The sequence below is a fragment of the Streptomyces sp. NPDC056600 genome (assembly GCF_042792855.1).
Lineage (GTDB): Bacteria > Actinomycetota > Actinomycetes > Streptomycetales > Streptomycetaceae > Streptomyces.
In genome coordinates this window covers 26,070-41,327 of sequence record NZ_JBHTVQ010000060.1, presented here as the reverse complement: position 1 = coordinate 41,327, position 15,258 = coordinate 26,070, and the positions used below count along the sequence as shown (strand labels likewise).

Annotated in this window: 10 protein-coding genes; 1 reads left to right on the top strand and 9 read right to left on the bottom strand. The window is 73.1% G+C overall.

Annotation, left to right across the window (positions count from 1 at the left end; genetic code table 11):
* Positions 1–47: 47 nt before the first annotated feature.
* The 5 genes from ffh to ACFRAV_RS25400 form a co-directional block, all read right to left on the bottom strand.
* On the bottom strand, positions 48–1,601 hold the full coding sequence (gene ffh, locus ACFRAV_RS25420) for a signal recognition particle protein (RefSeq protein WP_382558566.1): 1,554 nt from the start codon (positions 1,599–1,601) through the stop codon (positions 48–50).
* A 145-nt stretch (positions 1,602–1,746) separates the two neighbouring features.
* Positions 1,747–4,236: a [protein-PII] uridylyltransferase gene (locus ACFRAV_RS25415; protein ID WP_382558565.1), complete on the bottom strand. Its 2,490-nt coding sequence runs from the start codon at positions 4,234–4,236 to the stop codon at positions 1,747–1,749.
* Between the two features lie 27 nt (positions 4,237–4,263).
* A complete protein-coding gene (locus ACFRAV_RS25410) occupies positions 4,264–4,602 on the bottom strand; it encodes a P-II family nitrogen regulator (RefSeq protein ID WP_382558564.1) in 339 nt (112 codons plus the stop codon).
* Positions 4,599–5,924, bottom strand: coding sequence for an ammonium transporter (locus ACFRAV_RS25405; protein ID WP_382558563.1), 1,326 nt, complete (start codon positions 5,922–5,924; stop codon positions 4,599–4,601). Before ACFRAV_RS25405 ends, ACFRAV_RS25410 begins: the two co-directional genes overlap by 4 nt.
* Before the next feature lie 301 nt (positions 5,925–6,225).
* Positions 6,226–7,713: a hypothetical protein gene (locus tag ACFRAV_RS25400; protein WP_382558562.1), complete on the bottom strand. Its 1,488-nt coding sequence runs from the start codon at positions 7,711–7,713 to the stop codon at positions 6,226–6,228.
* A gap of 558 nt (positions 7,714–8,271) precedes the next feature.
* On the opposite strand from ACFRAV_RS25400, the gene ACFRAV_RS25395 reads away from it, so the two are divergent.
* A complete protein-coding gene (locus ACFRAV_RS25395) occupies positions 8,272–8,961 on the top strand; it encodes a bifunctional DNA primase/polymerase (RefSeq protein WP_382558561.1) in 690 nt (229 codons plus the stop codon).
* Positions 8,962–9,068: 107 nt separating this feature from the next.
* Here the strand turns inward: ACFRAV_RS25395 and ftsY are convergent, their stop codons facing one another.
* From ftsY to ACFRAV_RS25375, 4 genes are all read right to left on the bottom strand, one after another.
* Positions 9,069–10,274 (bottom strand): signal recognition particle-docking protein FtsY, encoded by a 1,206-nt coding sequence (gene ftsY, locus ACFRAV_RS25390; protein WP_382558560.1) that lies wholly within the window; start codon positions 10,272–10,274, stop codon positions 9,069–9,071.
* Positions 10,275–10,467: 193 nt separating this feature from the next.
* Positions 10,468–14,022, bottom strand: a complete 3,555-nt coding sequence (smc, locus tag ACFRAV_RS25385) for a chromosome segregation protein SMC (protein ID WP_382558559.1) — start codon at positions 14,020–14,022, stop codon at positions 10,468–10,470.
* 275 nt (positions 14,023–14,297) lie between these two features.
* Positions 14,298–14,510, bottom strand: a complete 213-nt coding sequence (locus ACFRAV_RS25380; protein WP_108954195.1) for a hypothetical protein — start codon at positions 14,508–14,510, stop codon at positions 14,298–14,300.
* Positions 14,511–14,901: 391 nt separating this feature from the next.
* Positions 14,902–15,183: an acylphosphatase gene (locus ACFRAV_RS25375; RefSeq protein WP_382558558.1), complete on the bottom strand. Its 282-nt coding sequence runs from the start codon at positions 15,181–15,183 to the stop codon at positions 14,902–14,904.
* Between the last annotated feature and the right edge of the window lie 75 nt (positions 15,184–15,258).

Here is a 15,258-nt window from a genome sequence, read left to right as displayed (position 1 = left end):
CCCCCTCACGGGGGCGGGCCCGGCTCGGCGTCGGACAGGGCCGCTGATCAGCCCATGAACTTCTTGAACTCGTCGGGGAGTTCGAAGTTCTGGGCGTCCTGCTGGGGCAGGCCGAAGGCGTTGCCGCCCTGCGCGGCGGCGGCCTCGCGGCGCTGCGCCTCCTCCAGCTCCTGCTGCTTGCGCTTCATCGGGTTGCCGGAGCGCTGCTTGCCCTTGGCCTTCTTCTGCTGCTTCTTCTGGCGGTTCGGGCCGCCGCCCATGCCCGGCATCCCCGGCATGCCGGGCATCCCGCCGCCCTGGGCCATCCGGGACATCATCTTGCGGGCCTCGAGGAACCGCTCGATCAGGTTCTTCACCGCGCTGACCTCGACGCCCGAGCCCTTGGCGATACGGGCGCGGCGGGAACCGTTGATGATCAGCGGGTCGTTGCGCTCGCCGGGGGTCATCGACTTGATGATCGCCGCGGTGCGGTCGACCTCGCGCTCGTCCAGGTTGTTGATCTGGTCCTTGATCTGGCCCATGCCGGGGAGCATGCCGAGCAGCTTGGAGATCGACCCCATCTTCCGGACCTGCTCCATCTGGGACAGGAAGTCGTCGAGGGTGAACTCCTGCCCCTTCTTGGAGGCCAGCTTGGAGGCCATCTTCTCGGCCTCGGCCTGGTCGAAGGTCTTCTCCGCCTGCTCGATCAGGGTGAGCAGGTCACCCATGTCGAGGATGCGGGAGGCCATCCGGTCCGGGTGGAAGGCGTCGAAGTCGTCGAGCTTCTCGCCGTTCGAGGCGAACATGATCGGCTTGCCGGTGATCGACGCGATCGACAGGGCCGCACCACCGCGGGCGTCGCCGTCGAGCTTGGAGAGGACCACGCCGTCGAAGCCGACGCCGTCGCGGAAGGCCTCGGCGGTGTTGACCGCGTCCTGACCGATCATCGCGTCGACGACGAACAGGATCTCGTCCGGGCTCACCGCGTCCCGGATGTCGGCGGCCTGCTGCATCATCTCGGCGTCGATGCCGAGGCGGCCGGCGGTGTCCACGATCACGATGTCGTGGACCCTGGTCCGCGCGAAGTCGATGGAGTCCTTGGCGACCTTCACCGGGTCGCCGACGCCGTTGCCCGGCTCCGGCGCGTACACCGCGACACCGGCGCGCTCGGCGACGACGCTCAGCTGGTTGACGGCGTTGGGGCGCTGGAGGTCGGCCGCGACGAGCAGCGGGGAGTGGCCCTGGTCCTTGAGCCACTTACCGAGCTTGCCCGCCAGGGTGGTCTTACCGGCACCCTGCAGACCGGCCAGCATGATCACCGTCGGCGCGGTCTTGGCGAAGCGCAGCCGGCGGGTCTCGCCGCCGAGGATGGTGACCAGCTCGTCGTTGACGATCTTGATGACCTGCTGGGCCGGGTTCAGCGCCTTCGAGACCTCGGAGCCGAGGGCACGCTCCTTGACGCTCTTGATGAAGGAGCGCACGACCGGCAGGGCGACGTCCGCCTCGAGGAGCGCGATACGGATCTCGCGCGCCGTGGCGTCGATGTCAGCCTCGGAGAGCCGGCCTTTCCCGCGGAGGTTTTTGAAAGTCGCGCTGAGGCGGTCGGAGAGGGTATCGAACACGGCGCTCGTCGGTCCTCGGTGTCGGGGGCGGATGAATGTGGTGTCCAGGGTATCCGCCCCGGGCCCCTCCCGGTCCCTGCCGGTGGCTTCCCGCCCGCGCGTGCACCGCGCGGGCGGTCGGGCCGACCGCGCGGGGGCATGGGCGTCAGGTGGTGCGGAGGGTGTGTTCGAGGTCGCGGGCGACCTTGGCGGCCTCGCCGTCGGGAAGGGGTTCGCCCTTGACGTCGGTGACGTAGAAGCTGTCGACCACGTTGGCCCCCAGCGTGCTGACGTGCGCGCTGCGGACCCTGACCCCCGCCGTCTCCAGGGCCCGGCCGATCCGGTGCAGCAGCCCCGGCGCGTCGTGCGCCCGGACCTCGATGACCGTGGCGTGCCGGGACGCCGCCGGGGCGACGGTGACCTGCGGAGGCGCCGCCGGCCCTCCGCGGCGGCGCGGGTAGGCGGCGTCGCGCTCGGCGAGGCGGGCCGCGATGTCGAGGGAGCCGTCCAGCGCGCGGACCAGGTCGGCGCGGAGCCTGGCGGCCTGCGGGAGGGAGCCGTACTCGGCGGCGACCCGCCAGTCGAGCAGCAGCACCGTCCCGTCGACGCCGTCCGGCAGGTCCAGCGGCCGCAGCTCGGCGGTGCGCACGGTCAGCCGGTGCAGGGCCAGCACCCCGGCGACGGCGGGCAGCACGCCGCCGCGCTCGGGCACCGCGATCCGCAGTTCCGCCCCGAGCGGCTCCGGCTGGTCCGCCGCCTGGTCCCCCTGGCCTGGCCGGTCCGGCGGTCCTGCCTCCTCCTCGTGCCCGCCCGCCCCGGTCTGGGCGCGCAGCGACAGCACGGGGCCCTGGGTGACGACCGCCTCCAGGGCGAGCCGTTCCTGTTCGGCGGTGGGCGCCGCGTGCTGGAGGCCCACGGGCGTCTCCCCTGACAGGACCGCCGAGACGCGGCCCGCCAGGTCGGCGACCAGCGAGGCCCGCCAGGACGACCAGGCGGCGGGTCCGGTGGCCAGCGCGTCCGCCTCGGTGAGCGCGTGCAGCAGCTCGAGCGTGCTCTGCGACCCGACGGCGTCGGCGACCAGCTGGATGGTGGCCGGGTCGTCGAGGTCGCGGCGGGTGGCGGTCTCGACGAGCAGCAGGTGGTGGCGGACCAGCGCGCCCAGCACGGCGACGTCCTGCCGGTCGAAGCCGATGCGCGTGGCGACGTCCTTGACGATGGTCTCGCCGGCCACCGAGTGGTCGCCCGGCCATCCCTTGCCGATGTCGTGGAGCAGCGCGGCGACCAGCAGCAGATCGGGGCGGCCGACCCGCCGGATGGTCCGGGAGGCGCGGACGGCGGTCTCGATCAGGTGACGGTCGACCGTCCAGACGTGGACGGCGTTGCGCTGGGGGCGGCAGCGGACCCTCTCCCAGTCGGGCAGCAGCCGGGTGATCAGCCCCTCGGCGTCCAGGGCGTCCCAGACGTCCACGGCGGGACGGCCGGAGCCGAGCAGGGTGACCAGCTGTTCCCGGGCCTCGGCGGGCCAGGGCACCGGCATCGACGCGGTATCGGCGGCCAGCCGCCGCACGGCGTGCAGCGAGAGCGGCAGCCCCGCCTCGGCGGCCGCGGCGGCGGCGCGCAACGGCAGGACGGGGTCGCGGTCGGGCCGTGCGGCGCGGGCCAGCACGACCTCGCCGTCCTGTTCCACCACGCCCTCGGCGAGCGGGGTGCGCTCCGGGGCCGGGCGGCCGCCGCCGAGCAGCGTGCGCAGCCGGGGCCTGGACGAACGGGCCCGCAGCACCCGGCCGACCTCGCGCCAGGTGACGTCGCCGGCGTAGGAGATGACGCGGGCGGCCTCGTACACCTGGCGCAGCAGGACGTCGGCGTCGAGCAGGCCGAGACGTTCGGCGACCTGGTCCTGCTCCTGGAGGGAGAGACGGTCGGTGGCCCGCCCGGTGGTGAGGTGGAGGGCGTCGCGGACGTCGAGGAGGGTGCGGCGGGCGGCGTCGAGGCCTTCGCGCGGGGCGTCGGCCAGCCAGGAAGCGGCGACGGCGCGCAGCGCGGTGGCGTCGCGGAGGCCGCCGTGGGCCTCCTTGAGGTCGGGTTCGAGGAGGAAGCGGAGTTCGCCGGCGCGGTCGGCGCGCTCGGCGCACAGGTCGCGCAGTTCGGGCAGGCGCCGGGCGGCCTGGTTGCGCCAGTCGGCGAGGACGGCGGTGCGCAGGCCGGTGGTGAGGGTCAGGTCGCCGGCCAGGTGGCGGGCGTCGAGCAGGCCGAGCTGGACCTTGAGGTCGTCGGCGGCGGTCTTCCGCGCCTCGGCGGTGGTGCGGACCGAGTGGTCCAGGGCGAGGCCCAGGTCCCAGACGGGGTACCAGAGCCGGTCGGCGACGGCGGCGACCGCGGCGGGGTCGGAGCCGTCGTGCAGGAGCAGCAGGTCGAGGTCGCTGCGCGGGGAGAGCTCCCCGCGGCCGTAGCCGCCGACGGCGACCAGGGCGGGCCCCCGGGCGCCGGGCGCGGCAGCGGCGAACAGTCCGGCCAGCCAGCGGTCGGTGAGTTCGGCCAGGGCCTTACGGCGCGACGGCCCGGACCGGGCCTCCTCCTGGAGGAGGCCCAGCCGGGCCGCCGCGTAGCCGCCGGGTCCCGAGTTATCGGTCTCTTCACGTGTGTCCGTGCTCGTCACCCGGCGACTCCTGTTCCTCTGGCTGGCTTACAGGGCGTCCGGCCCGCGTTCACCGGTGCGGACGCGGACGGCGGTCTCGACGGGGACCGCCCAGACCTTGCCGTCACCGATCTTGCCGGTGCGGGCGGCGCTGACCACGACCTCGATGAGCTGATCGGCGTCCGCGTCGTCCACCAGGACCTCTATGCGGATCTTGGGGACCAGGTCGACGGTGTACTCGGCGCCCCGGTAGACCTCGGTGTGGCCGCGCTGCCGGCCGTAGCCGCTGGCCTCGGTGACGGTCAGGCCGTGCACTCCGAAGGCATGGAGGGCTTCCTTGATCTCGTCGAGCTTGTGCGGCTTGACGACCGCGGTGATCAGCTTCATGCGTCAACCTTGTTGCTCTCGGCGCGGGCAGGGGCGGGGTTCTTGGCGGAGCCGCCGCCGACTCCGCTGAAGTCGTAGGCGGTCTCGGCGTGCTCGGCCTGGTCGATGCCGGAGATCTCCTGGTCCTCCTCGACCCGCATCCCGACGGTCTTGTGGATCAGCAGGGCGAGGACCGCGGAGGCCACCAGTGAGTAGGCGAGGACGCCGAAGACGCCGGCCGCCTGCTTCCACAGCTGGTCGAGGCCGCCGCCGTAGAGGAGGCCCGCGACGTCGGACTGGCCCTTGCCGGTGGCGAAGAAGCCGATCAGCAGCGAGCCGACGATACCGCCGACCAGGTGGACGCCGACCACGTCGAGCGAGTCGTCGTAGTTGAACCGGTACTTCAGGCCCACGGCCATGGCGCAGAGCAGACCGGCGATCACGCCGACCGCCATGGCGCCGAGCGGCGAGACGGCGCCGCCCGCCGGGGTGATGGCGACCAGACCGGCCACGGCGCCGGAGGCGGCGCCCAGGGTGGTGAACGCGCCGTGCCGGATCTTCTCGTAGACCAGCCAGGCCAGGACCGCCGCACCGGTGGCCACCTGGGTGTTGACGAACATCAGCGCGCCGACGCCGTCGCTGTTGCCGAGCCAGGAGCCGGCGTTGAAGCCGAACCAGCCGAACCACAGGAGGCCCGCGCCGAGCATGACCAGCGGCATGCTGTGCGGCCGCATCGGGTCCTTCTTGAAGCCGACCCGCTTGCCGATGACCAGGATGACGCCGAGCGCCGCGGCGCCCGCGTTGATGTGGACGGCGGTACCGCCCGCGAAGTCGATCACTCCGAGTTCGAACGCCCAGCCGCCGGTGCCCCAGACCCAGTGCGCGACCGGGAAGTAGACGACGCTGACCCAGAGCACCACGAACAGGGACCACGCGGCGAACTTGACCCGGTCCGCGAGGGCGCCGCTGATCAGGGCGGGGGTGATGACGGCGAACATGAGCTGGAAGACCGCGAAGACCAGGGTGGGGATGGTGTAGCCGCTCCACACCTCGCCCTTGTCGATGCCGCTGAACCCGAGGTAGCCGGAGTCCCAGCCGATGAGGCCGCCGCTGTCGGTGCCGAAGGCGAGGGAGAAGCCGTACAGCACCCACAGGACGGTGACGATCCCGAGGCTGATGAAGGACATCATCAGCATGTTGAGGGCGCTCTTGACCCGGACCATGCCTCCGTAGAAGAAGGCCAGACCCGGGGTCATGAGCATCACCAGGGCGGAACAGATGAGCATGAAGCCTGTGTCGGCTGACGAAATCTTGTCAGCCGCAAAGGTGATGGCTTGTGCCATCGGCGTCTCCTCGTCGTGGGTCGCGGCCCGTGCGGGCTACCTGGGCGGATGGGGAGGTGGTGGGCCTGACGTTCGCCCTGCCGTTGGCCACGAGATTGACGCAGTGCCGTTTCGGCCATGACCCCTCGTTGTTTCGCACCGGTGACGAAGACGCCGTGCGTGTTACGCGTCCATGAACTGGGGGACGGCGCGCAGAAGCCGGCCGCGGCGGCCTTCCGACGACCTGGCGGGGGGAGCCGAGTCGGGCGGTTCGGGAAGGCCGGCCGCGGCCGGGGTAGGGGGAGGCTGCTCCAGGAGCAGGTCAGACCGCTGCGGCGGCCTCGGGAAGCTCCTCGGAGAGCTGGCGGGTGATGTCCCGGACGGCGGGGAGTTCCTTGTAGTCGCGGGCGGCCGTGTCGGCGGTCTTGCGGATGCGGGTGTTGACCCGCTCGGAGCGGACCTTCTTGGCCACCCTCATGGCCTGGCCGAGCATCACCGTGCTCTGCTCCGGCTCGCTCTGCAGGAGGTGCACGCTGGCCATGCCGACCAGGTTCAGCGCGTAGGAACGCTGGTGGTCGGGGTCCTGGGCGAAGAGTTCGACGGCCTTCTTCATCAGGGGTTCCGCCATCGAGGCGTAGATCGGGCTGCGGCCCGCCACGTAGGCGAGGTCGCGGAAGGAGTGCGAGTTCTCGCCGTTCAGTTCGGCCTCGGTGAAGAAGCCGATCCAGTCGGGCTCCGGCTCGCCCCACTCCTTCACGTCGGCGTAGGTGTCCTCCGCCATCCGGACCGCCCGCTTGCACTTGCCGGGCTGGCCCATGTTCGCGTAGGCGCGGCCCTCCATCGCATACAGCATCGCCTGGGTGCGGGGGCCGGCGCAGTCGCGGCTGCCGTACTGGGCGAGGTGGATGAGTTCCAGCGCGTCGTCCGGCCGGCCGAGGTGGATCATCTGGCGGCTCATCGAGGACAGGATGTACGAGCCGAGCGGCTTGTCCCCGGCCTCCTTGGCCGCGTGCAGGGCCAGCACGAAGTACTTCTGCGCGGTCGGCTGCAGGCCCACGTCGTAGCTCATCCAGCCGGCCAGCTCGGCGAGCTCGGCCGCGAAGCCGAAGAGCCGGCGCGAGGTCGCCTCGGGGTGGCTCTCCTGGAGCAGGTCGGTGACCTCGTGGAGCTGGCCGACGACCGCCTTGCGGCGCAGTCCCCCACCGCACTGGGCGTCCCACTGACGGAACATCTCGACGGTGCTCGCCAGCTGGTCGAGCTCCGGCCCGGACAGGCCGCCGCGCCGGTGCGAGGAGTGGGCGGCCGGCTCCACGGGCGAGGCGGGCGAGGGCACCAGCCAGCGCTGCATCGGCTCGATCAGGGACGGCCCCGCGGCCAGCCCCAGGGAGGTGCCGAGGAAGCCCCGGCGGGCCAGCATCAGGTCGCTGCGGGAGAACTCGCCGAGCAGCGCGACCGTCTGCGGACCCGTCCAGGGAAGGTCGACACCGGCCACCGAGGGCGCCTGGTGCGCGGCGCGCAGGCCGAGGTCCTCGACGGCGACGACGCAGCCGAACCGCTCGGAGAACAGCTCGGAGAGGATCCTCGGAATGGGCTCGCGCGGGTTCTCGCCGTCCAGCCAGCGGCGGACCCGGGAGGTGTCGGTGGACACGTGGTTGGCTCCGAGCTGGCGGGCCCTGCGGTTCACCTGGCGGGCGAGCTCGCCCTTGGACCAGCCGCTGCGCACGAACCACGAGTTGAGCAGCTCGTTGGGGCGCTTCTCAGCGTTCGTCCCGCCTTCGTCGTTGCCGCTCACTGGAACGCCCCCATCCATCCCTGAGACCTGTCGGACCCTGCCCGGGCCCGGTCGTGCCTGCCAACAGCCCTATCAGAATGCCGCCGGACCGTCCTTCGATTCGGCGGATTCCCCGAGTCGCGGGGGCCTCCGCCGCCGCACCGTCCACGGGGGAGGATCCGCCGTCACTCTCCGTCACCGTAGCGCGGTCACAGGAGGTCCGGCGAGCCGTCGGAAAGGTGCTTCTGGCAAGTTCGATCGGGCATGTGCCACAAGCCTTGCACACTCAACGTAGCCTCACCGTCACCGCTTCAACCACGCTGGTTCGGGAAACGCCACCTTTCGCCACCCCTACGGGTGAACCTCAAGGCCGCGACCCGCGATTCACTTGACCCGCGCCGTCGGAAACCTGTCCGGGAAACCGGATCGGAGCCCGATGCGCGGAGGGGGCGCGAAAAGCCGGTCTCGCCACCCTGCGCACTTCCACGCGCGGTGCGAACCGGGCGAGCCGGGACGATACGGCGGGTAGTCGCAACGCAGCGTCACGACAGACCTCCGGCACGTAACCAGCCACGCGGCGGACCCGTTGGAGGGGGCATGGGCTTCACGATCGGCGGTATGCGGGATCTGCGTTCCGGCACGCGGTCCGGAGCGCGCGTCGGCGTGCGCCGGCGGGGCCGGGCCTCCGAGTGCACCGCGGTCGCCGAGTTCACCGGACTGTGGGGCTGGGACGTGGCGCCCGGGGCGCGCGCGGCAGCGCCCGGTGGCGACTGTTCGTGCGGGCGCGCGGGCTGTCCCGCGCCGGGGGCGCACCCGCTGGGGTTCGCTCCGGAGATTCCCGCCGGTTCCACCCTGGACGACGTGGCCGAGGCCTGGTCCGAGCATCCCGGCGCCGCGGTGATGCTGCCGGTGGGGCGGACCTTCGACGTGCTCGAGGTGCCGGAGGCCGCCGGGCGGCCGGCCGTGGTGCGGCTGGAGCGGATGGGCCTGCCGGTGGGGCCGGTGACGGTCACCCCCGAGGGGCGGGCCCAGTTCTTCGTCGCCGTCGGCGCGGCCGAGGAGCTGCCCTCGCTGCTGTACCGGATGGGCCTGGACGACGTCGGGCCGGCCGTGGTGCGGGCCCTCGGAGCCGGCGCCCACGTGACGGCCCCGCCCTCGGACCGCGGCGGCCGGGGCCCGGTGCGGTGGCTGCGCGAGCCGGGGCTCGACTCCCCCGCCGGGCTGCCCGCGGCGCGCCTCCTCCTCGGCACCCTCGCCTACGCCGCCCACCGCTCCCCCTGCCCCTGAGCCCTTCCCCGCGGCGGCGCCAATGCCTCCCGAGGCGGAAACGGCAGACGCCCGCCGGGCCGGTGGCCGGGGCGGGCGTCTGGCGATCCGCGCTGCGCGGGGTCGGGTCAGTCGCCGATCAGGGCGTCGACGAAGGCGCCCGGCTCGAAGGGCGCGAGGTCGTCGGCCCCCTCACCGAGGCCGATCAGCTTGACCGGCACGCCCAGCTGCCGCTGGACGGCGACCACGATGCCGCCCTTGGCCGTGCCGTCCAGCTTGGTCAGCACGATGCCGGTGATGTTCACGACCTCCGCGAACACCCGGGCCTGGACCAGGCCGTTCTGCCCGGTGGTGGCGTCCAGCACCAGCAGCACCTCGTCCAGCGGGGCCTGCTTCTCGACGACCCGCTTGACCTTGCCCAGCTCGTCCATCAGGCCGGTCTTGGTGTGCAGCCGGCCGGCGGTGTCGATCAGCACCACGTCGGCGCCGGTGACGATGCCCTCCTTGACGGAGTCGAAGGCGACCGAGGCCGGGTCGCCGCCCTCGGGGCCGCGCACCGTGTGGGCGCCGACCCGCTCGCCCCAGGTCTGCAGCTGGTCGGCGGCCGCCGCGCGGAAGGTGTCCGCGGCGCCCAGCACCACGCTCCTGCCGTCGGCGATCAGCACGCGGGCCAGCTTGCCGGTGGTGGTGGTCTTGCCGGTGCCGTTGACGCCGACGACCATGACCACGCCCGGGGTGCCCTCCTTCGCGTCCGTCTTCACGGAACGGTCGAACTCGGGGTTCAGCAGCTGGAGCAGCTCCTCGCGGAGCAGGGTGCGCAGCTCCTGCGGCGTGCGTGTGCCCAGCACCCGCACCCGCTCGCGCAGGCGCTCCACGAGCTCCTGGGTCGGCTGCACGCCGACGTCGGCGGTGAGGAGGGTGTCCTCGATCTCCTCCCAGGTGTCCTCGTCGAGGTGCTCGCGCGAGAGCAGGGTCAGCAGGCCCTTGCCCAGCGCGTTCTGCGAGCGCGACAGGCGGGCGCGCAGCCGGACCAGACGGCCGGCGGTGGGCTCGGGAACCTCGACCGCCGGGGCCGCGGGCTCCAGGGGGACCTCTTCGACCAGGGTGGCGCCGCTGGGCGATCCGGGGAGGTCGACCTCCTCGATCGTGCGGCGCCCTTCGTCCCGTGGGGTCTCCGCCTCCTCCCCGACCGTGGGCTCGGCCGGCGGGGCGGTGATGTCGGGAGCGGACGGGGGCGGGGGCGGCGGCTTCTTGCGCCGGGTGCCGACGACGAGGCCGGCGAGGGCGACGAGGGCCACCACCGCGATGACTACGGCAAGGATGACGGTGTCCATAACGGTCCCAGTATCGGCCATGGGGCGCACGCCGCCCGGGGCGCGCGCCGGGCTTCTTCCCGATGAGGCGGGCCCGGGGCCTCACGCGCCCCGGCCCACGGGGGACGGAACCGCCCGGATCGGGCGAACCGCCCGGCCGTCGCCGCGGCCTTTGCCGCCGCCGTCGTCGTCCTCACCGGCCCCGAAGGCGCCGTCAGCGCAGTCGCTGGCTGATCACCTTGGAGACGCCGTCGCCCTGCATGGACACGCCGTACAGCGCGTCGGCGACCTCCATGGTGCGCTTCTGGTGGGTGATCACGATCAGCTGGGAGGACTCCTGGAGCTCCTGCATGATCCGGATCAGCCGCTGCAGGTTGGTGTCGTCGAGCGCGGCCTCGACCTCGTCCATCACGTAGAACGGGCTCGGCCTCGCCTTGAAGATGGAGACCAGCAGCGCCACGGCGGTCAGCGAGCGCTCGCCGCCGGAGAGCAGGCTGAGCCGCTTGACCTTCTTGCCCGGCGGCCGGGCCTCGACCTCCACGCCGGTGGTCAGCATGTTGTCCGGGTCGGTGAGGATCAGCCGGCCCTCGCCGCCGGGGAAGAGCCGGCCGAAGACGCCCTCGAACTCGCGGGCGGTGTCCCGGTAGGCCTCGGTGAAGACCTGTTCGACCCGCTCGTCGACCTCCTTGATCACCTGGAGCAGGTCGGCGCGGGTCTTCTTCAGGTCCTCCAGCTGCTCGCTGAGGAACTGGTGGCGCTCCTCCAGCGCGGCGAACTCCTCCAGGGCGAGCGGGTTGACCTTGCCGAGCTGCTGGTAGGCCCGCTCGGCGGCCCGCAGCCGCTTCTCCTGCTCGGCGCGGACGAACGGCCGGGGCCGGTTGCGGGGGTGCTCGGGGTCCTCGGGCAGCTCCTCGCCCTCGGCGGGCGGGGACGGCGGGACGGGCTGGGCGGGACCGTACTCGGCGACCAGCGCCTCGGGCTCGACGCCCAGCTCCTCCAGCGCCTTGGTCTCCAGCTGCTCGATCCGCAGCCGCTTCTCGGCGCCGAGCACCTCGCCGCGGTGGACGGAGTCGGTGAGCTTGTCCAGCTCCCCCTTGAGGTCGCGTCCCGCCGTGCGGGCGGCGGCGAGCTCCCGTTCCTGACGCGTGCGGGCGGCGTCGGCGGCGGTGCGTTCCCGGTCGGCGCGTTCCAGCGACACCTCGACGTGGGCGAGCAGCTGCCGTGCGCCGGAGGCGACCGCCGAGGCGACGGCGGCCTCGTGGCGCAGCCGGGCCTTGCGGCGTTCGGCGCGGACCCGGGCCTCGCGTTCGGCGCGGGCGGCTCGGTCCAGCGAGTCGGCGCGGCCGGCCAGGGCCTTGACGCGCTCCTCGTGGGTGCGCAGCTGGAGCCGGGCCTCCATCTCGGTCTGCCGGGCGTTGGCGCCGTCGGCGGCGAGCCGGTCGCGGGCGGAGGTGTCGGGGTCCTCGTCGACCGGCATCTCCTCGGCGACGGCCAGCCGCTCGGCCAGTTCCTCGACGTCGGTGAGCGCCTTCTCCAGGGCCTCCTGGGCGCGGGCGGTGGCGGCGGCGGCACGCTCGGCCTCCCCGGCGGCGCCCCGGGCCTGGCCGGCCAGACGGCCGAGCTGCTGGGAGACGCCGGACTTCTCGCGGTCGGCGGCCCGGCGGCGTTCGCCCAGTTCCTCCACCAGGGCGGCGCACCCGGTCCGGGCTTCGGCGGCCAGCCGCTGGGTCCCGGCGAGCTCCCGGCAGCGCGCCTCCAGTTCCTCGAGCAGGGCGGCGGCCTCGTCGACGGAGGCCTGGACCTCCAGCAGGCTGGGCGCGGCGGCCGAGCCGCCGTGCGCGTAGTGGGCGCCGAGCAGGTCGCCCTCGGCGGTGACGGCGGTGAGTCCGGGGCGGGCGCGGACGAGGTCCTCGGCGTCGTCCAGGGTGTCCACCACCACGACGCCGCGCAGCAGCCGGCGGACGGCGGGCATCAGCTGGTCGGGGCCGCTCACCAGGTCGGCGGCGTGCGGCCACCGCTCGTGGCGCGGGGCCGGGTCCGGTTCCTCGGCGGCTCCGGTGAGCAGCAGGGCGGCGCGGCCGGCGTCCTGCTTGCGCAGCAGCCGCAGGGCCTCGGCGGCCGCGGCGGGCGAGTCGGCCGCCACGGCGTCGGCGGCGGCGCCGAAGGCCGCGGCGAGGGCTGCCTCGTGTCCGGGGGCGACGGTGAGGAGGCCGGCGGCGGGGCCGAGGACTCCGGTGAGGGTGTCCCGGGCGTCGAGGAGGGCGCCGGTGCCGTCCTTGCGGCGCAGGCCGAGGGCGAGGGCGTCGTGCCGGGCGCGGGTGGCGGCGCTCTCGCGTTCGGCGCGGGTGAGGGTCTCGCGGGCGGCGGTCAGCGCGGCGTCGGCCTCGGCGAGCGCGCCCTTCGCCTCGTCGTGCCGTGCGGCGAGTTCGGTGTCCTCGGCGTCGAGGCCGTCGACCTCGGCCTTCAGCTCCTCGTACTCCTCCTGGGCGGCGACGGCGCGGGCCCGGGCCTCGTCGCGTGAGGAGGTGAGGCGGTCGATCTCGGCCTGGGCGGCGGCGGCCCGGGAGCGGGCGGCGGCCACCTGGCCGCTGAGCCGGGCCAGGCCCTCGCGGCGGTCGGCGATGGCGCGGGCCACGTCCTTGAGGCGGCGTTCCTCGGCGGCGAGGGAGCGTTCCAGTTCCTCGCGGTGGGCGACGGTGTCCTCCAGGGCCCGCTCGGCTGCCTCCAGGGCCGCTTCGAGTTCGGCCTCCTGCTCGCGGATGCGGGCGGCCTCGCGCTCCATGTCCTCGGGGTCGCGGCCGCGGCGCTCCTCGACGGGGGCGACGGTGGCGCTCTTCACCCGGGCGTCGGCCAGCGAGACGGTGCCGCGGACGCGTTCGGCGAGCTGGGAGAGCTCGTACCAGGTCTGCTGGGCGCGCTGCAGGCGCGGTGTGAGGCGGCGGACCTCGTCCTCCAGGAGCGCCTCACGGCGCAGCGCCCTGCGCAGCTCCTCCTCGGTGGCCTCCTTGCGCTCCTTGAGCGCGGCCTCGTCGGCGACCTCGGCGCTCAGGGCCTCACGCAGCTTCATCAGGTCGTCAGCGAGCAGGCGCAGCCGGGCGTCGCGCAGGTCGGCCTGGATGACGGCGGCCCTGCGCGCCACCGCCGCCTGCCGACCCAGTGGTTTGAGCTGGCGGCGCAGTTCGTCGGTGAGGTCCTGGACGCGGGCCAGGTTGGCCTGCATGGCGTCCAGTTTGCGCAGCGCCTTCTCCTTGCGCTTGCGGTGCTTGAGGACGCCGGCCGCCTCCTCGATGAAGGCGCGGCGTCCCATCGGGTCCGCGTGCAGGACGGAGTCGAGCTGGCCCTGGCCGACGATGACGTGCATCTCGCGGCCGATGCCGGAGTCGGAGAGGAGTTCCTGGATGTCCAGGAGACGGCAGGTGTCGCCGTTGATCTGGTACTCGCTGCCGCCGTTGCGGAACATGATCCGCGTGATGGTGACCTCGGCGTACTCGATGGGCAGGGCGCCGTCGGAGTTGTCGATGGTCAACGAGACCTCGGCGCGCCCGAGGGGAGGGCGGCCGGTGGTCCCGGCGAAGATGACGTCCTCCATCTTGCCGCCGCGCAGCGACTTGGCGCTGTGCTCGCCCATGACCCAGGTCAGCGCGTCCACGACGTTGGACTTGCCGGAGCCGTTCGGGCCGACGACACAGGTGATGCCCGGCTCGAACCGGAGCGTGGTCGCGGATGCGAACGACTTGAAGCCGCGGAGGGTCAGGGCCTTGAGGTGCACGCCGGGGGACTTTACCGGCCGGTCCTCCCGCACTCCACGAGCCGGCGGCGCGATCCGGTTTTACGCCGCCCGGTTTCGCGCGGTGGGGCGGCGGGCAGATCAGAGCTACAGGATCGCGGCGGGGTGGGGCCGGCACGGTCCGGGGCAGGCCCCGGACACACGGCGGCAGCGGCGGGGAGGGCCGCGGGAAGCGGTGAAGGCGAAAGGGACGCCGAGGGCGTCCCTTGAGGCACCGGCGAGGTGCGGGCGCTGCGGCTGCCCGCCGACGAGCCGGATCAGGTGAGCGCGGGCTCCGCCTGGTGTGCGTCGATGCTCTCCATGCTTTCCAACATCCGGTCGCGAGAAGCGGCAGCCGCGAGAGCGTCCTTCTCCGCCTGGATCCGTACCAGCTCGGATTCCAGGTCCTGGACGCGCTGCTGCAGCCGTCGCATCTCGGCGAGGAGTCGCGGGTCGGAGCCGCCGACGTAACCGAGAAGCGCCTTTGCCATGATGGATGGTCCTCCACACTGAGTGACCGACCGAAGCGGTGGTGGGTCGTGAGGGAATCGCACCCTGATGCCCGACACTGCGGTATCAGACCGGTGACTTCATGCCGCTGTTTCCTCATGCCAAACAGCTAGGGTGCGCGGGGCTTTCAGAGTCTCACCAAAAAGTTTGACGGTCAACACGATCACGCCCCGTATCGACGGTGTCCCCGGGGCGCTCTGCGCTGACGACTTCGCGCGGCGTCTCCTTCGGGGCCCGGGGGGCGTGCGGATCATCCTGGCGTGCGCGGGCTGCCGTGACAACCCTTTCGCGGCGGTCACCTGGACTTTTCCGCTTCCGCGCCGCGTCCGCGGGCCTCCCGGACGGCGGCCGCGGCGCCGCCGGGGGCCTCGTTCAGCGGATCGCGAAGCCGGTGTAGCCGCCGCGGGGTGTGTCCCAGATCTCGGTCACGCCGTCCACGCGGCCCGGCGTGTCCTCCCCCATGAGCCACTCCAGCAACCGCTCGCATTCCGTGCGGGGGCCTTCGGCGACGACCTGCACCCGTCCGTCCTGGAGATTGAGAGCAAAACCACTCAGTCCGCCGAGCTCCAGCGCCTTCGCGCGTGTGAACCAGCGGAAACCCACCCGCTGTACCTTGCCGCGGACCCAGGCGACCAGACGTGCATCGTCGTTCATATGTGCACGCTAACCGAGCAAAAGTCTCACCGGACGCCCACACCCCCAGGAGCGATGCGGTAGCGTCCCCCCTCG